The 22,667-nt window shown below is 63.5% G+C and carries 21 protein-coding genes and 2 tRNA genes; 10 read left to right on the top strand and 13 right to left on the bottom strand.

All coding sequences use genetic code 11. The features are described from left to right. The first annotated feature begins 35 nt into the window (after positions 1-35). From ACWPKK_RS06670 to ACWPKK_RS06680, 3 genes are read left to right on the top strand one after another with little or no spacing between them, the layout of a single operon-like run. A complete protein-coding gene (locus tag ACWPKK_RS06670) occupies positions 36-1,931 on the top strand; it encodes an ABC-F family ATP-binding cassette domain-containing protein (RefSeq protein ID WP_452002076.1) in 1,896 nt (631 codons plus the stop codon). Then, entirely contained in the window at positions 1,928-2,647 is a 720-nt protein-coding gene (locus ACWPKK_RS06675) for an exopolysaccharide biosynthesis protein (RefSeq protein ID WP_452002078.1), read from the top strand. The genes ACWPKK_RS06670 and ACWPKK_RS06675 overlap by 4 nt, the downstream gene beginning before the upstream one ends. 43 nt (positions 2,648-2,690) lie before the next feature. Then, positions 2,691-3,272: a class I SAM-dependent methyltransferase gene (locus tag ACWPKK_RS06680; RefSeq protein ID WP_452002081.1), complete on the top strand. Its 582-nt coding sequence runs from the start codon at positions 2,691-2,693 to the stop codon at positions 3,270-3,272. 13 nt (positions 3,273-3,285) lie between these two features. Here the strand turns inward: ACWPKK_RS06680 and ACWPKK_RS06685 are convergent, their stop codons facing one another. Further along, entirely contained in the window at positions 3,286-3,792 is a 507-nt protein-coding gene (locus ACWPKK_RS06685; RefSeq protein ID WP_452002083.1) for a hypothetical protein, read from the bottom strand. A 242-nt stretch (positions 3,793-4,034) separates the two neighbouring features. Between ACWPKK_RS06685 and mutS the strand changes: the two genes are divergently transcribed. After that, complete coding sequence (mutS, locus tag ACWPKK_RS06690) at positions 4,035-6,728, top strand: DNA mismatch repair protein MutS (protein WP_452002086.1); 2,694 nt, start codon at positions 4,035-4,037, stop codon at positions 6,726-6,728. Positions 6,729-6,830: 102 nt separating this feature from the next. On the opposite strand, the gene ACWPKK_RS06695 is transcribed toward mutS, so the two are convergent. The 5 genes from ACWPKK_RS06695 to ACWPKK_RS06715 form a co-directional block, all read right to left on the bottom strand. Next, positions 6,831-9,479 (bottom strand): valine--tRNA ligase, encoded by a 2,649-nt coding sequence (locus ACWPKK_RS06695; RefSeq protein WP_452002089.1) that lies wholly within the window; start codon positions 9,477-9,479, stop codon positions 6,831-6,833. A gap of 67 nt (positions 9,480-9,546) precedes the next feature. Continuing rightward, positions 9,547-10,233, bottom strand: a complete 687-nt coding sequence (locus ACWPKK_RS06700) for a DUF2497 domain-containing protein (protein WP_452002092.1) — start codon at positions 10,231-10,233, stop codon at positions 9,547-9,549. 96 nt (positions 10,234-10,329) lie between these two features. Then, on the bottom strand, positions 10,330-11,733 hold the full coding sequence (locus tag ACWPKK_RS06705) for a TolC family outer membrane protein (protein ID WP_324871542.1): 1,404 nt from the start codon (positions 11,731-11,733) through the stop codon (positions 10,330-10,332). A 2-nt stretch (positions 11,734-11,735) separates the two neighbouring features. Next, complete coding sequence (locus ACWPKK_RS06710; protein WP_149221780.1) at positions 11,736-12,062, bottom strand: rhodanese-like domain-containing protein; 327 nt, start codon at positions 12,060-12,062, stop codon at positions 11,736-11,738. A 102-nt stretch (positions 12,063-12,164) separates the two neighbouring features. After that, on the bottom strand, positions 12,165-12,821 hold the full coding sequence (locus tag ACWPKK_RS06715) for a protein-L-isoaspartate O-methyltransferase family protein (protein ID WP_452002096.1): 657 nt from the start codon (positions 12,819-12,821) through the stop codon (positions 12,165-12,167). 327 nt (positions 12,822-13,148) lie between these two features. On the opposite strand from ACWPKK_RS06715, the gene ACWPKK_RS06720 reads away from it, so the two are divergent. Beyond that, positions 13,149-13,222, top strand: a tRNA-Cys gene (locus ACWPKK_RS06720). Between the two features lie 557 nt (positions 13,223-13,779). Here the strand turns inward: ACWPKK_RS06720 and ACWPKK_RS06725 are convergent. Next, positions 13,780-14,328, bottom strand: a complete 549-nt coding sequence (locus ACWPKK_RS06725; protein WP_452002098.1) for a recombinase family protein — start codon at positions 14,326-14,328, stop codon at positions 13,780-13,782. Positions 14,329-14,700: 372 nt separating this feature from the next. Here ACWPKK_RS06725 and ACWPKK_RS06730 point away from each other — a divergent pair, with 372 nt between their 5' ends. Both ACWPKK_RS06730 and ACWPKK_RS06735 read left to right on the top strand, forming a co-directional pair. Next, positions 14,701-15,249, top strand: coding sequence for a hypothetical protein (locus ACWPKK_RS06730; RefSeq protein WP_452002101.1), 549 nt, complete (start codon positions 14,701-14,703; stop codon positions 15,247-15,249). Between the two features lie 394 nt (positions 15,250-15,643). Next, complete coding sequence (locus tag ACWPKK_RS06735; protein WP_452002104.1) at positions 15,644-16,153, top strand: hypothetical protein; 510 nt, start codon at positions 15,644-15,646, stop codon at positions 16,151-16,153. A 124-nt stretch (positions 16,154-16,277) separates the two neighbouring features. On the opposite strand, the gene ACWPKK_RS06740 is transcribed toward ACWPKK_RS06735, so the two are convergent. The 4 genes from ACWPKK_RS06740 to ACWPKK_RS06755 form a co-directional block, all read right to left on the bottom strand. Continuing rightward, positions 16,278-16,595, bottom strand: a complete 318-nt coding sequence (locus ACWPKK_RS06740; RefSeq protein WP_452002106.1) for a hypothetical protein — start codon at positions 16,593-16,595, stop codon at positions 16,278-16,280. A gap of 292 nt (positions 16,596-16,887) precedes the next feature. Then, entirely contained in the window at positions 16,888-17,376 is a 489-nt protein-coding gene (locus ACWPKK_RS06745; protein WP_452002109.1) for a hypothetical protein, read from the bottom strand. A gap of 102 nt (positions 17,377-17,478) precedes the next feature. Continuing rightward, positions 17,479-18,552, bottom strand: a complete 1,074-nt coding sequence (locus tag ACWPKK_RS06750; protein WP_452002112.1) for a hypothetical protein — start codon at positions 18,550-18,552, stop codon at positions 17,479-17,481. Positions 18,553-18,743: 191 nt separating this feature from the next. Then, complete coding sequence (locus ACWPKK_RS06755; protein ID WP_452002114.1) at positions 18,744-19,868, bottom strand: tyrosine-type recombinase/integrase; 1,125 nt, start codon at positions 19,866-19,868, stop codon at positions 18,744-18,746. 385 nt (positions 19,869-20,253) lie between these two features. Here ACWPKK_RS06755 and ACWPKK_RS06760 point away from each other — a divergent pair. Together ACWPKK_RS06760 and ACWPKK_RS06765 are read left to right on the top strand one after the other, a co-directional pair. Further along, a tRNA-Asn gene (locus ACWPKK_RS06760) sits at positions 20,254-20,329 on the top strand. A gap of 264 nt (positions 20,330-20,593) precedes the next feature. Then, positions 20,594-20,848 (top strand): hypothetical protein, encoded by a 255-nt coding sequence (locus ACWPKK_RS06765; RefSeq protein ID WP_310113378.1) that lies wholly within the window; start codon positions 20,594-20,596, stop codon positions 20,846-20,848. An 8-nt stretch (positions 20,849-20,856) separates the two neighbouring features. On the opposite strand, the gene ACWPKK_RS06770 is transcribed toward ACWPKK_RS06765, so the two are convergent. Together ACWPKK_RS06770 and ACWPKK_RS06775 are read right to left on the bottom strand one after the other, a co-directional pair. After that, on the bottom strand, positions 20,857-21,096 hold the full coding sequence (locus ACWPKK_RS06770; protein WP_310113376.1) for a hypothetical protein: 240 nt from the start codon (positions 21,094-21,096) through the stop codon (positions 20,857-20,859). Positions 21,097-21,177: 81 nt separating this feature from the next. Further along, the gene (locus ACWPKK_RS06775; RefSeq protein ID WP_324868051.1) at positions 21,178-21,357 is read right to left on the bottom strand and encodes a hypothetical protein; all 180 of its coding nucleotides are present in this window, start codon (positions 21,355-21,357) and stop codon (positions 21,178-21,180) included. A 216-nt stretch (positions 21,358-21,573) separates the two neighbouring features. Between ACWPKK_RS06775 and ACWPKK_RS06780 the strand changes: the two genes are divergently transcribed. Further along, on the top strand, positions 21,574-22,590 hold the full coding sequence (locus ACWPKK_RS06780; RefSeq protein ID WP_324868049.1) for a S1C family serine protease: 1,017 nt from the start codon (positions 21,574-21,576) through the stop codon (positions 22,588-22,590). The last annotated feature ends 77 nt before the right edge of the window (positions 22,591-22,667 follow it).

Below are 22,667 nucleotides of genomic sequence, written 5' to 3' on the forward strand. Positions count from 1 at the left end.
AAATCCGCGGGTCCCCGTGCTACATCCTCGCCGCTATGCTGCACATCAATGACCTGACCTTCCGCTTCGGCGGCCGAGTGTTGTTCGACCACGCGACCGCGGTCGTGCCCAAGGGGCACCGCGTTGCGCTGGTCGGCCGCAACGGCACCGGCAAATCAACCCTGCTGAAGCTGATCTCGGGCCAGCTGCAGACCGATGCCGGCGCTGTCACGCTGCCGGCCGGCATGCGGATGGGCATGGTGGCGCAGGAGGCCCCCAGCGGCCCGACCTTGCTGATCGACGCCGTGCTGGCCGCCGACACCGAACGCACCGCCCTGCTGGCGGAAGCGGAAACGGCGACCGACCCGATGCGCATCGGCGAAATCCATGCCCGCCTCGCCGACATCGAGGCGCATTCCGCCCCGTCGCGCGCGGCGCAGGTCCTGTCCGGCCTGGGCTTCGACGCCGAGGCGCAGCAACGGCCCTGCTCCGACTTCTCCGGCGGCTGGCGGATGCGCGTGGCGCTGGCCGGGGTGCTGTTCTCCCGCCCCGACCTGCTGCTGCTGGACGAGCCGACCAACCACCTCGACCTCGAAGCCACCATCTGGCTCGAGGGCTATCTGAAGAACTACCCGCACACCATCCTGCTGGTCAGCCATGACCGCGAGCTGCTGAACGCGGTGCCCACCACGACGATCCACATCGACCAGGGCAAGCTCGTCACCTACAGCGGCAATTACGACCAGTTCCTGGCGCAGCGCCGCGCCAACCAGGAGCGCCTCGCCTCCATGGCCGCCAAGCAGGAGGCGCGCCGCAAGCACATGATGTCCTACGTCGACCGCTTCCGCTTCAAGGCCAGCAAGGCCCGTCAGGCGCAGAGCCGCCTGAAGCTGCTGGAAAGGATGGAGTCGATCACGCTGATGGAGGACGATCCCGAGGTCGTCTTCAACTTCCCGCCGCCGGACGAGCTGGCGCCGCCGCTGATCGCGTTGGAAGGCGTCAGCATCGGCTATGGCGACAAGGTCATCCTGCGCCGCGTCAACCTGCGCATCGACATGGAGGACCGCATCGGCCTGCTGGGCGCCAACGGCAACGGCAAGTCGACGCTGGTCAAGCTGCTGGCCAACCGCTTGGCCCCGATGGCCGGCGAGATGCGGCGCTCGTCCAAGCTGCGCATCGGCTATTTCGCGCAGCATCAGGCCGAGGAACTGGACCTGTCGCTGACGCCGATCCAGCAGACCCAGCGCATCATGCCGCTGGCGCTGGAGGAGAAGGTCCGCGCCCATCTGGGCCGCTTCGGCTTCCCGCAGGCGAAGGCGGAGACCAAGATCGCCAGCCTGTCGGGCGGCGAGAAGGCCCGCCTTCTTCTTGCTCTGATGAGCCGGGAAGTCCCGCACATCCTGATGCTGGACGAGCCGACCAACCATCTGGACATCGACAGCCGCGAGGCATTGATCGAGGCGATCAACGATTTCCCCGGCGCCGTCATCATCATCAGCCACGACCCGCACCTGATCGAGATGACGGTGGATCGGCTGCTGCTGGTCGCCGAGGGCACGGTGCAAGCCTATGACGGCGACCTGGACGATTACCGCCGCTACCTGCTGGACCGCGCCAAGGCGGAACGGGCGGTGGCAAAAGGCGGCCTGGACCGCGACGCCGGCCCGAACAAGAAGGACCAGCGCCGCGCCGCGGCCGAGGCGCGCACCGCGCTCGCCCCGCTGAAGCGCAAGGCGACCGACGCGGAGGCGCTGGTGACCAAGCTGAGCGAGGAAAAGCGCAAGATCGAGGCGAAGATGGCCGACCCCACCCTCTACACCGGCCCGTCGGACAAGCTGACGAAGCTGCAGATCGATCTCGGCACGGTGGAGAAGAAGCTGGCGACCGCCGAGGAATGCTGGCTGGAGGCGCTCGAAGCCTACGAGAGCGCCGCCGCGGAGGCCGGCGTTTGAACGCCCGCCGCCACATCGACGACGCCGGCAGCGGCGCGTTTGAAAGCGAGGCGTTGGAACGCGACGCGCAGTCGGACGGCGCCATCGCCCTGCCGGCAGCCTGCGCCGAGGTGGAGGAGGAACGCACCTCCGACGTGCTGGCCCGCTTCCGCGCCAACCTGCCGGCCGGCCGGGTCACGCTGGGCGACCTGATCCGGGCACTGGGCGACCGGTCGCTCGGCACCATCCTGCTGGCGCTGGCGCTGCCCACCATCGCGCCGGTGCCGCTGGGCGTGTCCTGCCTGTTCGACCTACCCATCGTGCTCTACACCGCCCAGCTCGCCTTCGGACGGCGCGGGGCGGGACTGCCGGACTGGCTGCTGCGCCGCTCCATCGGCACGGGACTGGCCGCCCGCACGCTGGACGCCGCCATGCCGCGGCTGCTGTGGATCGAACGGATGCTGAAGCCGCGGCTTCACCGTCTCGCCCGCATCGACCAGGAACGCTGGTTCGGGCTGCTGCTGTTCATCCTGACGCTGACCTGCATCATCCCGCTGCCGCTGACCGGCTGGCTGCCGGGCTTCGCGCTGGTGCTGATTTCGCTGGGGCTGATCGAACGCGACGGCGGCGCCATCGGCGTCGGGCTGGGACTGACCGTGGCGGCGCTGGTGTTTCTGACGCTGGTGGCGAGCAGCCTGTCATACGCAGGTCACCAACTTCTGGCAGCAACGCTGTAGCAGGGCGGCCGCCGACGGGCCGTCCCGACACAGGGAGGCTCCGATGACCCAGACGGCACCCGCCCCGCTTTCCGAATCCTGGCTGTTCTTCCGCCGCTGGCTGGCCGATCCCTGGGCGATGGGCTCCATCGTCCCGTCTTCCCGGTCCCTGCGCCGCCGCATCACCCGCGAGGTCCGCTGCGCCGAGGATGAGGTGGTGGTGGAGTTCGGCGGCGGCACCGGCCCCATCACCGCCGCGATCCTCGAGTCCGGCATCCCGGCGGATCGGCTGTTCAGCTTCGAGATCGACCCGAACCTCGCCGGCCATCTGCGGCAGCGCTGCCCCGCCGTGACCGTCTTCGCCGACGACTGCCGCAAGGCGCCCGACCTGCTCGGCGAATCGCTCTGCGGCAAGGTCGGGACGGTTGTTATCGGCATCCCGATGATCACCTTCCCGCTCGCCTTCCAGCGCGAAGTTCTGGACGCGACCTTCCGCATCCTGCGGCCGGGCGGCCGCTTCCTCCTCTACAGCTTCATGCCGCATTCACCCCTGGACCGGGCGGCGCTGGGTCTGCAGGGCCGAAGGCTGGACTTCACCCTGCGCAACCTGCCGCCTGCATCCGTCTGGGGTTATTGGCGGGCCTGAAGGGGCGCCGGTATCAAGTCTCGCGCACCGACACATGGACGTTGCCGCCGCCCTCGCGGTCGAGCAGGGCCGAGGCTTCCCGTTCCTGCTCGGGCGTCGTGACGCGCACCCACAGGATGACGCCGCCGGCCTCCAGGGCGCGGGTGAACTCGTCGGGCTTCGGGTGGCTGGTCAATTCGTCCAGATAGTCCTTGATCGCGGCCCCGCCGACACCGGCGGCGACCAGGGCCGCCAGCGCCGCTTCGATCGGGCCGCCGACGATGGCGATCAGGCCGGCCGTGGTCAGGGGAAAGGCGTATTTCAGTTCGCCCACCAGACCGGTCAGCGCCTCGTCCCGCGGCTTGCCCTTCGGATCTGCCGCATCGAGCGAGGCATGGCTGGCCAGGACCGACAGGTCGGCACGGTCGAAGCCGGCGGCCAGTACCGCGTCGACCGCCCGGTTGAAGCCGGCGCGGGTGGAAAAGAGGGCAACGACCTCCCGCACCTCGGCGGGCGCCGTGTCCTGGGTCGTTTGCGTCATGATGGCCGTCTCCCTATTTAAGGTCGGAGTTCCGTCCGATCGCGCGGGTTCCCCTCCAGCTTCCAGGCGAGGGCCCTGCCCTATTGTAGCGACCGGCGGCAAGCACTCGTCAACCGCGACGGGGTCGCAGCCCGGGTCGGTCCTGCAGATCGGATTGTCCCATCACCGGCCATCCCGCCTATCCCGTGGCTGCATATCCCGTGATAGGGTGCGCCGCTGAAGCAACACCCATCCACCGCCGCATGGTTCCCGTGTCCGACACCGCAGAAATCGTCATTCCGCCCGACGCCACCCCGATGATGGCGCAGTATCTGGAGATCAAGCAGGCGCATCCCGATTGCCTGCTGTTCTACCGGATGGGCGACTTCTACGAGATGTTCTTCGAGGATGCGGTGAATGCCGCGGCGGCGCTGGACATCGCGCTGACCAAGCGCGGCCAGCATCTGGGCGAAGACATCCCAATGTGCGGCGTGCCGGTGCACAGCCACGAGAATTACCTGCAGCGCCTGATCCGCCAGGGCTTCCGCGTCGCCATCTGCGAACAGATGGAAGACCCGGCGGAGGCGAAGAAGCGCGGCTCCAAGTCGGTCGTGAAGCGCGGCGTCATCCGCATCGTCACCCCCGGCACCCTGACCGAGGACAGCCTCCTCGATTCCCGCTCCTCCAACTGGCTGGCGGCGGTGGCCGAGGCTGCCGGCGGGCTGGGGCTGGCATGGCTGGAGATGTCGACCGGCGAACTGGTGGTGCAGCCGGTGGAGCGGACCGGGCTTGGTGCCGCGCTTGGCCGGCTCGACCCGCAGGAAGTGCTGATCTCCGAAAAGCTGTCGCAGACGCCTGAACTGTTCGAGCTTTGGGGGGAATGGAAGTCGCGGCTGACCGTGCAGCCCACCCCGCGTTTCGACAGCGAGAACGGCAAGCAGCGCCTGCTGACCCAATATGGAGTCGGCACGCTGGACGCCTTCGGCAGCTTCACCAGGGCGGAGGTCGCGGCGGCCGGTGCGCTGGTCGGCTATGTCGAGTTGACGCAGAAGGGCCGTGTGCCCCGCCTGTCGTCGCCGCGGCGCGTCGGGCCGGGTGCGGTGATGGAGATCGACGCCTCCACCGCCCGCAACCTTGAACTGACCCGGACGCTGACCGGGGAACGGCGCGGCAGCCTGCTCGCCACCATCGACCGCACCGTGACGGGAGCCGGCGCGCGCCTGCTCTGCGCCCATCTCGCAGCCCCGCTGACCGATCCCGCTGCCATCGGACGCCGGCTCGACATGGTGGAGTTCGCGCTGGCGGAGGAGCGGCTGCGCGGCGACCTGCACCAGTCCCTGCGCAGTTGCCCCGATCTGGAACGCGCGCTGTCGCGCCTGACGCTGGGCCGCGGGGGGCCCCGCGATTTGGCGGCCATCCGCGACGGGCTGCGGCAGGCGGGGCTGATCCGCGAACTGCTGGCCGGCGCCATGCCGCTGCCGGACGGGCTGGCGGCGCTCGACAAGCGGCTGGGCGCCCATTCGGAACTGGTCGACCAGCTGACCCAGGCGCTGGCGCCGGAGCTGCCGCTGCTGGCCCGCGACGGCGGCTTCATCGCCCGCGACTACAGCTATGCACTGGACGAACTGGTGACGCTGCGCGACGAGAGCCGCCGGCTGATCGCCGGGCTGCAGACGAAATACGCCGAGATCGCCGGGGTGCCGTCGCTGAAGGTCAAGCACAACAACGTGCTGGGCTATCACATCGAGGTCACCGCCGCCCATGCCGACAAGCTGATGTCGGACAAGGGCCGCGAAGTGTTCATGCACCGCCAGACCATGGCGAACGCCGTGCGGTTCGGCACGGTGGAGCTGTCGGACCTGGAACGCCGCATCTCCGAGGCCGCCGACAAAGCGCTGGCGGTGGAACTGGAGCTGTTCGCCGGGCTGGTGGAGTCGGTGGCGGCGCGGGCCGATGCCATCGCCCAGGCCGCCCATGCGCTGGCGGCGCTGGACGTCGCCACCTCGCTGGCCGAACTGGCGGAGGAGCGGCGCTACAGCCGGCCGCTGGTGGACGACAGCCTCGCCTTCGCCATCAAGGGCGGCCGGCATCCGGTGGTGGAGGCGGTGCTGGACGCCGCCCATGGCGGGCCGTTCGTCGCCAACGACTGCGACCTCGCGCCCGACAACCGGCTCTGGCTGCTGACCGGCCCGAACATGGCCGGTAAATCGACCTTCCTGCGCCAGAACGCGTTGATCGCCGTGCTGGCCCAGATGGGCAGCTTCGTCCCGGCGGAGCGGGCGCATATCGGCGTGGTCGACCGGCTCTACAGCCGCGTCGGCGCCGCCGACGACCTCGCCCGCGGGCGGTCCACCTTCATGGTGGAGATGGTGGAAACGGCGGCGATCCTGAACCAGTCCGGCGCGCGCGCCCTGGTGATCCTGGACGAGATCGGCCGCGGCACCGCGACCTTCGACGGCCTGTCCATCGCCTGGGCCTGCGTCGAGCATCTGCACGACGTCAACCGCTGCCGCGCGCTGTTCGCCACCCATTACCACGAACTGACGATGCTGGCGTCGAAGCTGCCGTCGCTGTCCTGCCACACCATGCGGATCAAGGAATGGCAGGGCGACGTCGTGTTCCTGCACGAAGTGACGGCCGGTTCTGCCGACCGGAGCTATGGCATCCATGTCGCCAAGCTGGCGGGCCTGCCGCCCGCGGTGGTCGGACGGGCCGACGAGGTGCTGAAGCTGCTGGAATCGGGCGACCAGAACGCCACGATCCACCGGCTGGCCGAAGACCTGCCGCTGTTCAGCGCCGCATTGAAGCGGCCGGTGCCCAAGGCGGAGGTGCTGGCGGAAGCACCGGCCGGACCGTCGCCGGTCGAGGAAGCCTTGGCTGGAATCGACCCGGACAGCCTGACGCCGCGGCAGGCGCTGGACGAACTCTATCGTCTGCGGGGGCTGCTGCGGGGCTGAACCAAAGCTCCTGCCCCGCTCTCCGGCACCGGACGCCGAAAACGAAAAGCCCCTCCCCCGCTGCTGCGAGGGAGGGGCTTTTCCGTTGCCAATGGCAGTCGATCAGCCGGCCAGCATCTCCAGCGCCTTCTGCAGCTTGTCGCGGGTCTGGTCGGCGGCCTCGCGGCGGTCGCGCTGCTCCTCGATCACCTCTTCCGGAGCCTTGGCGACGAACTGCTCGTTCGACAGCTTGGCATCGATCTTCTTGATCTCGCCCGCCAGCTTGTCGATCTCCTTGGACAGGCGCGCCTTCTCCTTGTCGAGATCGACGATGCCTTCCAGCGGCAGCACCAGCGTGGTCTCGTCCAGCACCGCCTGCACGCTGCTCTTCGGCACGTCGCCCTGGAGCGGTTCCACGTTGGACAGGCGGGCCATGCGCAGGATCAGGTCGCGGTGGGTGTCCAGCCGCTTCAGGCTGACCGCGTTCGGGTCCTTCAGCTTCAGCTCGATCTGCGCCGCCGGCGGGACGTTCATCTCCGACCGCATGGAACGGACCGAGGTGATCAGCCGCACCACCCAATCCATCTCGTCGCGCGCGGCCGGATCGACCATGTCGGCGGCGAACTCCGGCCATTCCGCCGAGATCAGGCGGTTGGCGCGGGCCGGCGACAGCTGCTCCCACAGCTCCTCGGTGATGAAGGGCATCAGCGGGTGCAGGATGTGCAGGATCTGGTCGAGCACCCAGGCGGTGGTTGCCCGAGTCTCCGCCTTCGCCGCCTCGTCCGTGCCGGCGAGGATCGGCTTGGTGAACTCCATGTACCAGTCGCAGAAGGTGCCCCAGGTGAACTGGTAGGCGGCGCCCGCGGCCTCGTTGAACTTGTATGCGTCGATCGACTCGGCGACCTTCTTCGTCGCATCGGCCAGCGCGCCGACGATCCAGCGGTTCACCGTCTGGGTCAGCCCGACCGGCTTGTAGCCGGCGACCGGCTCGCAGCCGTTCATCTGGCAATAGCGGGCGGCGTTCCACAGCTTGGTGGCGAAGTTGCGGTAGCCTTCGACCCGGTTCACCGCCAGCTTGATGTCGCGGCCCTGCGCCGCCATCGCCGACAGGGTAAAGCGCAGCGCGTCGGTGCCGTACTGGTCGATGATCTCCAGCGGATCGATGACGTTGCCCTTCGACTTCGACATCTTCTGCCCCTTCTCGTCGCGGACGAGGGCATGGATGTAGACGGTGCGGAAGGGCACATCCTTCATGAAGTGCAGGCCCATCATCATCATCCGGGCAACCCAGAAGAAGATGATGTCGAAGCCGGTCACCAGCACGTCGGTCGGGTAATAGCGGTCAAGCTCCGGCGTCTGGTCGGGCCAGCCCAGCGTGGAGAATGGCCACAGCGCCGACGAGAACCAAGTGTCGAGCACGTCGGCGTCGCGCGTCAGTTCGACGTCCTTGCCGTAATGCTTGGTCGCGACGGCGCGCGCCTCCTCCTCCGTCTCCTCGACGAAGAAGGTGCCGTCCGGGCCGTACCAGGCGGGAATCTGATGGCCCCACCAGATCTGGCGGCTGATGCACCAGGGCTGGATGTTGCGCATCCATTCGAAATAGGTGTTCTCCCACTGCTTGGGCACGAACACCGTCTTGCCGGTCTCCACCGCCTCGATCGCCGGCTTGGCCAGCGTCGCGGCGTCGACATACCACTGGTCGGTCAGCCACGGCTCGATGGCCACGCCGGAGCGGTCGCCGTGCGGGACCATGTGGGTGTGCGGCTCGATCTTCTCCAGAAGCTCCAGCGCTTCCAGCTCGGCGACGATCCGCTTGCGCGCCTCGTAGCGGTCAAGCCCGCGATAAGCCTCGGGAACGTTGTCGTTCAGCCGGGCGTCCCGATCCATGATGTTGATCTGTTCGAGCCCGCAACGCTTGCCGACCTCGAAGTCGTTGAAGTCGTGCGCCGGGGTGATCTTCACCGCGCCCGACCCGGTTTCCGGATCGGCATATTCGTCGCCGACGATCGGGATCAGGCGGCCGACCAGCGGCAGGCGGACCATCTTGCCGATCAGGTCCTTGTACCGCTCGTCCTCCGGGTGCACCGCGACGCCGGTATCGCCCAGCATGGTTTCCGGACGGGTGGTAGCGACCACGATGTAGCGCCCCTCCTCCCCGTCGATGGGGTAGCGGAAGTGCCAGAGGTTGCCCTTGATCTCCTTCTGCTCGACCTCGAGGTCGGAGATGGCGGTGTGCAGCTTCGGGTCCCAGTTGACCAGCCGCTTGTCCTTGTAGATCAGGCCCTGGCGGTGCAGCTCGACGAACACCTTGCGGACGGCGCGACTCAGCCCCTCGTCCATGGTGAAGCGTTCGCGCGGCCAATCCGGCGAGGCGCCCAGGCGGCGCAGCTGGCGGGTGATGGTGCCGCCCGATTCGGCCTTCCATTCCCACACCTTGTCGATGAAGGCGTCGCGGCCGAAATCGTGGCGGGTCTTGCCGTCCTTCGCCAGATTGCGCTCCACCACCATCTGGGTGGCGATGCCGGCATGGTCGGTCCCCGGCTGCCACAGGGCATCGCGGCCGCGCATGCGGTTGTAACGGGTCAGCACGTCCTGGATGGTGAAGGTCAGCGCATGGCCCATGTGCAGGCTGCCGGTTACGTTCGGCGGCGGCATCATGATGGTGTAGGGCTTGCCGTTCCCCTGCGGCTGGGCGGCGAACGCGCCCGACTCTTCCCACAGGCGGTAGTGCTTCTCCTCGACCTCGGCGGGCCGGTACGTCTTTTCCAACATCACCACGAACTTTCGCTAGAAACGTCTCAACCGGGGATCAGAAAGGCGGAGATCAAGAAAGGCAGGATCAGAATTTCTGCGACCGCCGGATCATCCGGTCGATCTCCTGCTGTACGAGGCGTTCGACCACCGTCGGCAGATTTTCGTCCAGCCACTCCTTCAACAGCGGCTTCAGCAGTTCGCGCACCACCTCCTCCACCGTGCGGATGCCGATGGGCATCGGACCGATGGACAGGTCGTCGCCCAACTCGCGCGCCAGATGGGTCAGATGGTGCGAGGCGTCCTCCGCCGTCCGGCGGGAGATCAGCCCGTCATCCACCTCGACCGGCCGGCGGCGCGGACGCGGCGGGGGCGGCGGCTCGTCATCCTCGAACTCGTCGAAGGCCGGCATCGGCCGGCGCGCCGGGCGCGGCGGCGGCATCGGTTCGGGCTCCGGCTCTTCCCAACGCGGGGGCGGAGGCGGCGGAGCCGGCGGCTCCGGAAACGCCGGCTCGTCGGGCCAGGGATCGGGGTCCGGCTGACCGAAGGCCGGGCGTTCGTCCGGCTCGTCCTCCACCATCTGGGTCAGTTCCAGGACATCGTCGTCCTCATCCACCGGCGGGGGTGGCGGAGGCGGCGGAGGGGGGGGCGGCGGAGGAGGCGGCGAAGGCGCCTGGGTTTCCGACTTGGCCGGCTCGCCGTCCTCGGAAATGATCCGCCGGATGGAGGCGAGGATTTCCTCCATCGAAGGTTCTTGCTGGCCCTTATCGCTCATCGTGGCAACCCGAGACGTCAACCTGACCCAAACCTAGGGCAGGGATGACAAAAAAGCCATAATACAAAAACGGCCCGCTTTCGCGGGCCGCTTCGTTCATTCGGTCACCGAAGTTCCGAACCACTTGCCCCGCGTCTTATCGTAATTCGCCTGCGGGTCGTATTTCTGGACCGGCAGATTGAGCCGGTCGGCGGTCAACTGTCCGCTGGCCGCCAGAACATTGAAGGCCGCGACCATCTCGTCGTGCTGGGCACGCACCAGGAAGACGCGGGCGTTCAGCAGTTCCTGTTCCTGGTTCAGCACGTCCAGAACGGTGCGCGACCCGACCTGGGCCTCCTGACGGACGCCTTCCAGGGCGATCTGCGCCGCCTTGATCTGCGCCGAGTAGGACTCGATGCTGGCGCGCGCGGTCTGCAGGGCCTGCCAGGCGCTGACCGCCGACTCGGTGACCTGGCGGCGGCTTTCCTCGATCTGCAGGCGGGCCTGGTTGGCCGTCTGCTTAGCCTCGCGGACCAGCGCTTCGGGCTGGCCGGCCTGATAGAGCGGAATGGTCACCTGGGCGGTGATCTGCGCGCTGTCGGAGCGGTTCAGCTCGACGCCGGACGTGCGGCCCGGATCATAGGTGCGGGTGCCGCTGGCCGACAGGTTCACCGAGGGCAGCAGGCGGCCGTACTGCTGATCCACCGCCTCACGCTGTGCCGCCTCGGTGTAGGAGGCCGACAGGACGTTGGGGTTGTTGGCGCGCGCCAGTTCGACCAGTTCGTCGAGGTTCTTCGGCAGGCGGAACGCCGGCTTGGGCGCCTTCAGCTCGCCGGGGGCCGATCCCACCAGACGCTCGTAGGTCGCGCGGGAGGCGCGGAGCGTGCCTTCGGCCGAGATCTTCGACGCGATGGCGGCCGACAGGCGCGACTCGGACTGGCTGACGTCGGTGCGGGTGTACTCACCAACGCGGAAGCGGTCGCGGGCGGCGTCCAGCTGTCGGCGCAGCACCTGCTCGTTGTTGGTCTGCAGCTGTAGGATGGCCTGGTTCTGGACGATGTCCAGATAGGCCTGGGCGGCGGCGAGCAGCACCGACTGTTCCGACGCGATCAGGGTGGCGCGTTGCGCCTCGACCAGCCGTTCGGCGCGGCGGACGGCCGGAGCGACGGTGGCGTCGTAGACCGGCTGGGTCGCGGTGACGCCGACGCTTTTCGCGTTGGCCTCGGACCCCGTCGAACCGCCGTCGAATTTCGATTCGCCCATCGAGCGCGTGATGCCGGCGGTGACCCGCGCCGTCGGCCGGTAGCCGGACAGCGCCTGGGGCACGCCTTCGTCGACGGCGCGCAGGCGGGCGCGCTGGGCGCCGATCGTCGGGTTGTTCGCATAGGCCTGGGCGAGGGCCTGCTCGAGGGACTGCGCCTGGGCCGTACCACCGCCGGTCACTGCTGTGCCCATGGTGGCGGTCAGGGTCAGGGCCGTCGCCAGCAGCCAGCGGCGCGCAAAACGGCTTCGCACGGTCATGTTCAGTAGACCTTCATGTTCGGGTCGATTCGGCGCGCCCAGGCATCGACGCCGCCATCGAGGTTGATGGCACGGTCGAAACCCTTGGAACGCAGCCACATGGTGACCTGCGCGCTGCGCCCACCGTGATGGCACACGACGACGACGTCGCGGTCCGTCGGCAGCTCGTCCACCCGGCCGGGAAGCCCGTTCATCGGGATGTGCAGGCTGCCGTCGATGGCGCACAGCGCAAACTCCCACGGTTCGCGCACGTCGAGGACGACCATTGCGTCGCCGGCCTTCCGGCGACGGTCCAGCTCTTCCACCTCGATCTCAAACGGTGCGGCCATGAATGTTCACTTTCGTGCAAGGATGGCGGCGACGGTAGCGCAGAACCGCGCAGAGGTAAACTGCACGGTTCAGTTCAAGACCTCTCCAACCGGCAAAACCGGTCAGAACACGAAAGACGCCTTCTTTTCGAAGCCCGGCAGCGCGTGCGGCTTGGCTTCGAACAGGATGCGGCTGGACACGACGCCGGAGATGCGCTGGAACAGGCGGACCTCCCCGACGCTGCCGCTGCCCTGGACCACCGCGACGAGGCGCCCGCCTTCGGCCAACTGTTCGGTCAGCGCCGCCGGCACCTCCGGCACGGTACCTTCGACGACGATGACATCGTAAGGGGCGTTTTGGGCGTACCCCTCCGCCAGCGGACCGGTGACGGCCTTGGCATTGGTGAGGCCCTGCCCGGCCAGCGCCGCGGTCGCGGCGGCGGTCAGTTCCTCGTCGCAGTCGAGGCCGATCACGGAGGCGGCCAAGCGGGCCAGCACCGCGGTGGAATAGCCGCCGGCCGCGCCGACGTCGAGCACCCGGTCGGTCTCCTGCACGGCGACCGCCTGCAGCATGCGGGCGAACACCATCGGCTCCAGCAGGAAGCGGCCCTTGCCGATGGGAAGATCGTCGTCGACATAAGCGACGCCGCGCGCCGACTCAGGTACGAAGGCTTCGCGCGGAAGCTCCGACAGGACATCGACGAGACGATGATCGGTCACCTTGTTGGGGCGGATCTGTCCCTCGACCATGAAATAGCGTGCGGCGGCGAAATCGGTCATGGCGGTCGCTTATTGATGTGTTGTGACGACACCGGCACCAAGCCGAACAGCGGACGGCTTCCTGCCATGGCGGTATATAGCCGCAAAGGCCGGGTGAACACAACGCCACAGGGATCCGGGCCACGGCTGTGGAGGGGCTTTGCCGGGGATCGGAAAAACGGCCCCCGCGCGACCGCATCGGATGGGGCCGGCGGACGGGTCCGCACAGGACGTTCAGCGATGTTCAAAAATCGTCACCATTCGCCTTGACCGCTCCGTTCCGTGCCGCTATACCACCGCTCCACACCGAGGGCGCACCGGAAACGGCGCGCCGGTGCCGGTCAGGATGGCGCGGTGGCAGAGTGGTGATGCAGCGGACTGCAAATCCGTGTACGTGGGTTCGATTCCCGCCCGTGCCTCCATACCTGACCCTCTGGAAACCTTAGGGTTTTCAGCCTTTAGCCCTGAGGCCTAGTTGGCGCAGGGCACCCAATTTGCTCCCATCTTGCTCCCAATTGCACCCAAGGCTTCGGCCTGCTGTGGGCGTTTTGCTCCCACGGCTGATCCATTGCCCGACGAATGCCCCCTATCTGCCTCAGCGACTCGCCGCAGTCCAGCCCCTTCCCTTCAGGCATCGCAGGGAAGCCTTTTGTGCTGTGGGAGCAGAATGGGAGCAAAGGCGCCACTGGCCTACAGTTTGAACGAGGCAGTTAAAATCCAGGCGCCGCGCCTCCCCCCGGTGGGGCCGATTTACGGAACGGTGCCCCCCTCTCGGGGAATTGAAGATCGAAGGGGGGCGGGGGGTGCCCGGAGTCCCTTCGGAAAATCTGGCGGGCTTCCCTACCATGAAGGGCCGGAACAACAACTAATCAACAGCGGTTTAGCCCCGATCTACGAACCACGGTTTTCAGGGGGCCGGGGGAGGGCAGACAGTATCTTCCGGTCCCTTGGGACTCCTACCACCCCCCTGCCCCGCCGTTCATGCGTCAGAACCAAGGATGCGGTAGACGCTGGCACGGCCGATGCCGAGTCGCTTGGCAATCTCCGTTGCGCCCAGCCCTTCCGCCTTCAGGGCCATTAGCTCGGCGGTATTGATGGACGGCTTACGGCCCTTGTAGACGCCGTCAGCCTTGGCCTTGGCGATGCCCTCTAGCTGCCGCTCTTTGCGAATGTTCGTCTCGAACTCCGCGAACACGCCCAGCATATCGAGGAAGGCTTTGCCGGCCGCGGTGCTGGTGTCGATAGGCTGTTCAGTTGCCTTCAGCGCCGCGCCCTTGGCCTTCAGTTCCCGCACAATGTCCTGAAGGTCAGCGATGGACCGGGCAAGGCGGTCAACGCGCGTGACCATGAGCGTATCGCCAGGGCGGAGGAACTGAAGAAGAGTTTCCAGTTCGGCCCGTCCGTTGCGGGTGGTGCCGCTAACCTTCTCCGTGCGGATCACGTCACAGCCGGCGGCCCGAAGCGCCTCTTCCTGAACGGTAAGGTTCTGATCGGTGGTGCTGACCCGTGCGTAGCCGTAAACCGCCATGATGCCTCGCCCCTGTCTCATTTGCCTCTAGACCCTGCTTTGATGCACCGTCTTGCAATTCCCGTCAACCCAAATAAGACACAGGAAGCCTAGGCTTGGGTGTCTCGCCTGAACGCCTTGCTTGGGTTTACCCTGCAGAGACGTCTAGCGCGATAAATCTGTGGCAAGTTCGTAAGGTGAGTACACTGCGCTAAACGGGGCCGGAGAGGGCAACAACTGGCAGAATACCTGACGGGTCTCACTTTGAACCATTCAGGTAAGACCTAGCCGGTTAGCATCCGATCAGGTCTGTAGACCACCATCGAAAATTGACGAAAAATAAGTACAAGCTTATCCTGTCAGACGAATCATGTAGGTGTAGGGAGGTGCTTGATGAGCAAACAGATTTTCGCGGGCTTAGCTATAGCAATCGCCTCTACAATGCCTGCGCAGGCTGACGAATGGAAGACTTGGGCAAATGTAGCAACTTGGAAGGTGGAATACAGTGCAAATGTATGCCTGACTTTTGACAAATACAAAAACGGAACGACGCTAGGCTTCGGCATAACGAGAGGAAATGTATTTTTGATCTCCTTTACAAGGCCTGAATGGAATATCCCAGAAGGAAACTACCAAGTCGGATTTGAGCTTGACGGTGCTGACGTGGGAACTTTTAACGCGCATGGAGATGGCCACTTGGTTCGGATGACATTTGAGCTTAACGCGAATAATGTTCAAAAAATTAGGCAAGCAAAAACGCTTCACGCAAGATTTGGAAAGCAAAGGTATGGGTTTAATCTTGTTGGAACAAGCGAAATGCTTCCCGAGCTAATCAGATGCTCTGCAGCTCTTAGAGGATCACCTGCCAATCCTTTTGATGGGTCTGCTGGTAGTTCCTACAATAGCGACCGCGTGATCCCTTCACCAAACCCATTTGATTAAATGCGCAATTTGCGTCAAAGCCTCATTACTGATGCAAAACATATCCAAATGGAATTGATGTCTTTGTGAATAGTAGGTCACTTAAGACCCTAGGCTTCCCTACACTCCCCTCCCTTCTCCCTGAGGGCGGGGAGTTTGATTTGTAGCCAAAAACACGCCATTTGTCTATTTATGGTGTGCAGGAAGATTATTACATACCATGGATTGAGCATTCATTCAAAAAGGGTCTTCAGGTCTTATTCCCCCTCAGTCACACCAACGCCTAATTCCCCCACCCTTTGAGAACCCGCAATTCACCCACCCCTAGGAGGAAGGCCCTCTGCCGCCTCTCAGGACCAGGGCACCGGATAAGCCGGTAAGCGGGTCAACCCATTCTCAAAGGTCGAACAACGATATGCACATTCCGAAGATTTCCACCCTCCGCCGGGAACCCCTCTGGCGGGACAAGCAAGGCGTTACGGTGGCCGCTATGGCGGAACGCTGGGGTATAGCCGACTCCACCCTCAGGGCGCTCTTGGATCACCACGGGTTCCTTGAGACGGTGCCCTATGGCGGACAACAGCGAAGGGCACTGGTGCCGGACAATGTGTTCCATGCTGAGTACGGTCATAATGTCATCCCCGGTAAAGGTTCTGGGGTGTTCCAGGGAGATAAATCAACAATTATCTTCCCCGTCTTCTATGAAGAGGTGTTGGATAATATCTGGTGGTGTCTGGACTATGCAGGGATCACTGAAATGGTTTCCAACATTGATAATAAGAAATGGCGATTGAACTATCTCCTTAGCGACCATGGATACCTACCGAATACCGAAATAGCTTTGCTGTCTGGTTATACGGTTAATGGTGTGTCCGTAGCGAGGCTTCGGAGACAGGGGGAGCAAAGGGAGATGTTGGCAGCCTGAGGCCTATATAACTTACGAACCAACTTTTCCCCTCAGTCACGTCAGCACCACCAAGGCCGCATCGTCCGCAGCAAGCCGCAGGGCTTCCGCGAAGGTCTGGGGAACCCGGAACGCCGGGGGGGGCCTACACCAGATCACCGCGGCGGTATGCGGCGAACACCCGGACCAAGGTTGCCCGAACCTCCTTCGCCTTTTCCGTCCGGGAGAACATGGCGACCAAAAGGGCCTGTTCTTCGTTCAGGTAATAGGCGGTCGAGGGGCGGCCACCAGTTTGGAGGCGTTCACTCCAAAGAGGTCCAAAGCCTTCAAGCTCGGCCCGGTTCGCTGCGATAATGTCCGTGCGGATTTTGCGCGGGTTCAGCATACCAAGGGCCGCCGCAAGCTCCGTGTCCAGAACACGGGGTTCACCTTCAACGGCGGTAACGCAAATCAGGTCGTTCATGGTCGCGGGTGTCCTTCAGGAAGCCCGTGGATGACTCGCTGAAGGCCCTTGGCGTGAGCGTGGCTACATGGGTAGCGGTCAATGGTGGGGACGCTGTAGCGAGTCCCTGAGGGCGCCTGTGGGCATCTCCACATCTTCCACCTTCCTCCACATACCGGCGATATAGGCGCCACCATCGGTGGAACGAAATTCCCCTATCAGCGTTTGCCTTTTCGTCTAACGGGAGGATTCATTATGCACTTTGAGTTGCAAACATTAGCGTACTGCCCCAAGGGCGATGATGCAATCTGTGCTAAAATTCTCGAAGATGCTGCGAAGGACGTTGAGGAAAAGCTAAAATCTGCCGGCCTTGGCTATGTGTTAGAGGTTCGCGATATTCGCCGAGGAACACGCTTGTTCCGCAGTATGGCGGGCGGACCAATCGGCAAAGAAAATCCTTGAATATTGCCTGTTTTAACGCAGGAACGGCCTGGGAAGCTGAGTCGCTATCCGCCATGCGATAGAACTTCATGGCTTTGACGGCGGTTTCTTCGTCCAGGGCGGTAGCCTTGCGGTAGGCTTTGCGAACCGTGGTCGGGTCGTTTGCTGTGTCCTGGGTTTGACCCAGAACAGCGGCGACCTTTTCCCACTCTTCGGCAAGCCACACGGCGTTGGTCCGGGTAGTGGTGTTGATCGAACCAAAGCCGTTGGACTGGCACCATTCCCCGAACCGCTTGTTGTTCAGCTTCCCGGTTTTCTCGGACAGGCATTCAGCACGGCCGATCAACAGGGCCTCACCCACCAAGCGCCAATCCTCGCGTACCGTGGCGTTATGGTTCACTTAAAACATCAACTGGCCTCACTTTAATGAGTTGAAGGGTAGATACCCCTCTTACAGTTACCGTTAAAAAAGAAGGCTACTAATCCCATTAGCAAGAACAGCCGTGAAAATCGAAAATAGATACAATGTGACGGAGAGAACCCAGCCGTCATTGTAGCTCCGCAGTTTAATTTCTCTATCCTCAAGGGACTTTCGCGTTAACTTAACAAAACTTGGCTCTGGATCATCAAAAAGAAACATGATGAACGCCATCCAGAACATACATATCACTGTGCCAAAGATCAAATATGCCATCGAAGCACCAATGAAGAATGATTGGTCCGGGCCAAACATAAACTTCACGGAATAAGAAAGCATACCCCGTACAACCTCTATAGGATCAGAAACTCCGGCAATGCTTTTAACCAAGCCATCCTCGAATGTCGAAAGATACTTTTTCGATATATAGTAACCCGCAGTTATCATTATAGACATACTCAGTATTAGTCCCACCATATACACGGAGATGGTCCAATTTTTTGCAAACTTTCTCAGCCTACTGTCCCTGCTTTTAAATAGCCCCTTGATATGGTCCTTCAGAATGTTCTCAATATCGCTCCCCCAAGTTCGAGCAGTATGAGAAACCCTAAAAGATATATACCCCGTATTCTCATGGAAACTATTGCCATTCAAAGAAAATTTGTTATAGTCCTTGAATTTATTAAGAGATTTTACAAAATCCTCGTTGCTAGAATGGATATCTATTTCGATCTGCTGTCTCTCTGGGAAATCCTTTCCTTTAAATTGTATAAGATAAACAAACGTTATGGTAACACCCGCAGAAACCACCGGCTTAACCTCGGAATACTTCCTAAGATCATCAAGAGATGGTATCTCAACGGAAGTTCCATCATTGAACTTCACAAGCGCAGAGAACTGAACCAGCTGCGCTGAATTTTGTTCTGAAATCCTCTGCTGCAACAGATGATAAAAGTTCTCCACGTCTTCTAAAGATATATCAAAGGTGCCACTATATGCGCCGCGTATTACGTGGGGCTTTCCAAGCAGCCCCGCAATGAACTCCCCGAATTTTTCTTGAGAACAAGGGACCATTACGGCAAACTGCTGATCTCTTTCAGGCGATAGATTCAAGGTCATAAAATTTCCTTCCTAAAATCGCGACTCGTTCTCCCCTGCGCCCGCAATCTAGCATTCTCGACATTTGATTAAAACGGCGAAGTACGTGCTTCAGGTATCGCTATAGGCACGAAGAAGCTAAGAACGAGCCTTGGTATCTCAGCAAATAACATTGCAAATCACGGTGAGGGGACAAAGCCCCCCGCCGGTTCTTAACCCAGCTTAGACGCAAGTTCCGAAGCGTCGGGATTATAATATCTCTTCAATACCTGAATGCTGCGGTGCCCTGTTACAGCCGACAATTCAAGAACATTGGAAAGCCGCTTACTTAGGTCGGTTGCTGCGATATGACGAAGATCGTGAAATGTGATGTGCGGGAAGCTAGGGTTCCTTTTGCGGATTGCCCTAATGACCTTCTGGTAAGAGCGAACAACGGTGCCGGGGCGCATCACGTCGGGGAACAGAGGGCCAGTGGTCGGCCTACCTTGCTCAACCCACCATTCCCGCAGAACCTTCACGGCCTCCGTGGAAAGGGGAACGTCCCGGCTGTCGCCGTTCTTCGTGTCCGTCAGGTGAATTACGTTCGCCTTATCCCAGCACTCCCAACGTGCAATCTGCCAAAGCTCCCCCTGTCGCATTGCTGTTAGCGCCGCAAGGCGAGCGATATAATACAGGTAGGGTTTGCGGATTGGGTTGCGAAGCTCCTTCCACAGTTCCTCACGCTGGATTGTCGTAAGACGGACATCACGCCCTTTCCGGTTCTTCGGGAGTTTCACACCACGGACGGGGTTCTGAAGATCGGGCATCGCCCATTCGCTACGGGCATGTTGGTAGATAGCGGACAAGATTGCCAGCTTATTACGGATTGTTGACGGGGAAATCGGAAGCCCTCTACAGCCCTTCCGCTGTTCTTCCGCCTGTCGCCATTCCACAAGCTCCACCGTTGTTATATCCACCATGCGCTTATCGGCCAGGGGAAGGGCCAGCCAAGAGCCAATCCGCCCCCTTTCCTGTTCGTGGCCCTTCTTCTTCGGACTTTCTTCGGTGAGATAGCGGGTAAGGACCTCCCTGAGCGTCAGGGGATAGCCTGTGGTGCTGGCCGGTAGGTCTGCTGCCGGTTTCGGTTCGGGCGCATCCTGAAGCGTCCTACGAGGCGCCACAGACTCACGCTTGCGTCCCCTGCCCCTCCCCACGACTCCAAGGGCGGCTTCCTGTTCCTCGCCCCACTTCCGGGCTTCCTCGACGGCTTCCAGGGGGAAAGTCCGTTGGGCCTCGACCTTGCCTCGGACCCGCACAACCACCCGCAGGCTCTGCCCACGTTTCTCGACGTAAGCCATTTTGCTCCCATCTTGCTCCCATGGAGCGAGGGGGCTATTGGGTTGCTTAGGCCGTTGATTTCCTTAGGAAAACGCGGTGGCAGAGTGGTGATGCAGCGGACTGCAAATCCGTGTACGTGGGTTCGATTCCCGCCCGTGCCTCCATACCTGACGGTTTGACGATACAATGACGGACGACAGCCAAAGCCCCAGGCAATGGCCAGACCACAGCCCCGCTCCGGCGGGGTTTTTTGCGTTTGTGCCTTGTTTTCGCTGATGAAATGCCTGCTCGCCCCCTTCCGAAAATAAATTCGTTTTTCTGTCGGAATTGGCTTGGCAGGGCCGAATGGTTCGGCTATACACCCGCCACGCCAACAACGGCGCCCGCCGAAAGGCCGGTCACCGATCCCGGTTAGCTCAGTTGGTAGAGCAGCGGACTGTTAATCCGCTTGTCGCTGGTTCGAGTCCAGCACCGGGAGCCAGATTGAAAAGGCCGGATGCCCATCGCATCCGGCCTTTTCTCTTTTCCGGCTATTGCCGCTTGACTGTGGCGCTTCAGTACCCGAATTCGGTTTAAAGCGGCCGGGCTAGGTCCGACGGCTGCCCGCTCTACTCAGAACTAGACCCAAAAGACGATCCAGACTTGCCGGAAGCGAAATGCCACGCGAAGCCGCATGGCGTTAGACTTGATAACAATTCCGGACCTAAGTCGTGGGCCGGGCGTCTCCAGACGATGGAGGTTCGCCGTGCTTCTGCCATTCCAGTCCGAACGCTTCCGCACCGCCCCCCCGGTCGACGGCCCCGGCCATCGTCGATCGCCAGACAACGGCGAACAACCGGTCCGGACCATCGACTGCGTCACGGCCATCCTGCTGTTCTTCGCGGCCGTGCTGTTGGCCCTGCTGGCCTTCAGCGCCGATTGGGACGGGACGGCGACCGACAGCAGGCCGCAGGCCTACGAGAACACGCCGGTCCTGGTAATCCCGCCCCATCCGCGCTGACGCCCGGTCTATTCGACCAGATCGTCGTAGATGGTCCCGTCCGGGTCGGAGGGATCGGCGCCGGCCGCGACGGCGACCCTTTTCCACTCCCCGCACCAGTCGGTGGACAGGGTGATGGGGAAATCGCCTTCGGGGCTGCGCGGGGTCACCACCGGCGGATAGCGCCGGCAGGTCCCCTTGGGCCCGCGCTGGCGGAGCCCCTGCCCCTCCCAGAATCGGCAGGTGTAGCAGGTGTCGAGTCGCTTCATCGCGGACCGGTCTCCTTCTGATGGCAGGCCTCATTGCCGGCCGCCCCGCCCGGTTTGCCGCGGTTGCCGCGATCCCTCCCCTCAACCCGTGGAGGGCGGTTTCCCCGGCCGGAGCGTGTTGGCGCACTGGGCGTAATACGCCTTGATGTCCGCGTCCAGAACGCTGCGGCGGCGTCCCTCCTCCGACTCTTCCGGCGCGTCGCTCAGGCGCTGGAACTCCTGGACCGCCCGTTCCAGGTCCTGATCGCTGTTGATGGGCATGATATCGCCTTTCCATATGACTCTTGGGTCGCACAGGACAACAGCGGGCGGCCCCGGTATGTTTCCGTGCCTCCTGCCGGGCTCAAGACGAATGACGGCTTGATGCGCGGCGACTCGCACGCAATGTCATGACTCTGTCACCCGAGTCGCGACGGACAGGGCCGCGCGGCGGCGGGGGTGCCCTCTGGCCCTGCCATTGCGCGGGAGTGCGGTGTCATGCGGGTCGTCTCAACACCGGTCGCGCCGCGCTGGGCGGCCGGCATTCTGTTCCTTGCCTTCGCTCTGGCCTTCGGACCGGCCCCGGCGGCCGAACCGGAGCAACTGGATCCGGAGCGCGTCGTCCGCTCCATCGTCGGCATCCGCGCCGTCGTGCCGCCCGACAGCCAGAGCGCCCGCAGCCTGGGAACGGAGCGCGAGGGCAGCGGCGTCGTCATCGACGGCTCCGGCCTGATCCTGACCATCGGCTACACGGTGATGGAGGCCTCGCAGATCCAGGTCACCGCCGCCGACGGGCGCAGCTATCCCGCCAACATGATCGCCTACGATCCCGTCAGCGGGTTCGGCCTGCTGCGGGCGGAATTGGGATTCCAGGCGCCCTGGCTGCGGCTGGCCGATTCGGCGGCGGTGAAGGAAGGCGACACGCTGCTGGCGCTGAGCGGCGGCGACGGCCGCGGTGCCACCGCCGTCAAGGTGGTCAGCAAGCGGGAGTTCGCCGGCTATTGGGAGTATCTGCTGGACGAGGCGCTGTTCACCTTCCCGCCGATCCGCGCCTTCAACGGCGCCGCCCTGGTGAACCGCGAAGGCCGGCTGGTCGGCATCGGATCGCTTCTGGTGATGGAGGCGATGGAGGGCCGCGGCCTTCCCGGCAACATGTTCGTCCCCGTCTCCGCCCTGGAACCGATCCTGGCCGACCTGCTCGCCTACGGGCAGCGGCAGGAGCCGGCGCGTCCCTGGCTTGGCGTCACCCTGCGGGAGGAGATGGGCCAGTTGACGGTGGAGAAGGTATCGCCGCGCAGCCCGGCCGAATCGGCAGGATTGCGTCCCGGCGACCGGATCGTCGGCGTCGGCGGGCAACGCTTCACCGGACTGGCCGATTTCTACCGCAAGCTCTGGGGCCTTGGGCCGGCGGGGGTGGTCGTCCCGCTGGAGGTGATGCGCGGCGCCACCCTGACCCCGGTACCCATACCATCGGCCGACCGCGTACGATTCCTGCGGCTGAATCCTACCCTTTGACCGCACCACCCGGCCGCGTGCTTGTCGGCTCTGTCCCGGCGGTGCACCCTGCCGGCAACAGCCATCCCGTGGGACCG

It is taken from the genome of Azospirillum largimobile, assembly GCF_977007025.2.

What these genes read in the sequence shown, in the direction of transcription:
- ACWPKK_RS06670 (WP_452002076.1), top strand. Translation starts at nt 36, where the DNA reads ATGCTGCACATCAATGACCTGACCTTCCGCTTCGGCGGCCGAGTGTTG.
- ACWPKK_RS06680 (WP_452002081.1), top strand. Translation starts at nt 2,691, where the DNA reads ATGACCCAGACGGCACCCGCCCCGCTTTCCGAATCCTGGCTGTTCTTC.
- ACWPKK_RS06685 (WP_452002083.1), bottom strand. Translation starts at nt 3,792, where the DNA reads ATGACGCAAACGACCCAGGACACGGCGCCCGCCGAGGTGCGGGAGGTC.
- mutS (WP_452002086.1), top strand. Translation starts at nt 4,035, where the DNA reads ATGGTTCCCGTGTCCGACACCGCAGAAATCGTCATTCCGCCCGACGCC.
- ACWPKK_RS06695 (WP_452002089.1), bottom strand. Translation starts at nt 9,479, where the DNA reads ATGTTGGAAAAGACGTACCGGCCCGCCGAGGTCGAGGAGAAGCACTAC.
- ACWPKK_RS06700 (WP_452002092.1), bottom strand. Translation starts at nt 10,233, where the DNA reads ATGAGCGATAAGGGCCAGCAAGAACCTTCGATGGAGGAAATCCTCGCC.
- ACWPKK_RS06705 (WP_324871542.1), bottom strand. Translation starts at nt 11,733, where the DNA reads ATGACCGTGCGAAGCCGTTTTGCGCGCCGCTGGCTGCTGGCGACGGCC.
- ACWPKK_RS06710 (WP_149221780.1), bottom strand. Translation starts at nt 12,062, where the DNA reads ATGGCCGCACCGTTTGAGATCGAGGTGGAAGAGCTGGACCGTCGCCGG.
- ACWPKK_RS06715 (WP_452002096.1), bottom strand. Translation starts at nt 12,821, where the DNA reads ATGACCGATTTCGCCGCCGCACGCTATTTCATGGTCGAGGGACAGATC.
- ACWPKK_RS06725 (WP_452002098.1), bottom strand. Translation starts at nt 14,328, where the DNA reads ATGGCGGTTTACGGCTACGCACGGGTCAGCACCACCGATCAGAACCTT.
- ACWPKK_RS06730 (WP_452002101.1), top strand. Translation starts at nt 14,701, where the DNA reads ATGAGCAAACAGATTTTCGCGGGCTTAGCTATAGCAATCGCCTCTACA.
- ACWPKK_RS06735 (WP_452002104.1), top strand. Translation starts at nt 15,644, where the DNA reads ATGCACATTCCGAAGATTTCCACCCTCCGCCGGGAACCCCTCTGGCGG.
- ACWPKK_RS06740 (WP_452002106.1), bottom strand. Translation starts at nt 16,595, where the DNA reads ATGAACGACCTGATTTGCGTTACCGCCGTTGAAGGTGAACCCCGTGTT.
- ACWPKK_RS06750 (WP_452002112.1), bottom strand. Translation starts at nt 18,552, where the DNA reads ATGACCTTGAATCTATCGCCTGAAAGAGATCAGCAGTTTGCCGTAATG.
- ACWPKK_RS06755 (WP_452002114.1), bottom strand. Translation starts at nt 19,868, where the DNA reads ATGGCTTACGTCGAGAAACGTGGGCAGAGCCTGCGGGTGGTTGTGCGG.
- ACWPKK_RS06770 (WP_310113376.1), bottom strand. Translation starts at nt 21,096, where the DNA reads ATGAAGCGACTCGACACCTGCTACACCTGCCGATTCTGGGAGGGGCAG.
- ACWPKK_RS06775 (WP_324868051.1), bottom strand. Translation starts at nt 21,357, where the DNA reads ATGCCCATCAACAGCGATCAGGACCTGGAACGGGCGGTCCAGGAGTTC.
- ACWPKK_RS06780 (WP_324868049.1), top strand. Translation starts at nt 21,574, where the DNA reads ATGCGGGTCGTCTCAACACCGGTCGCGCCGCGCTGGGCGGCCGGCATT.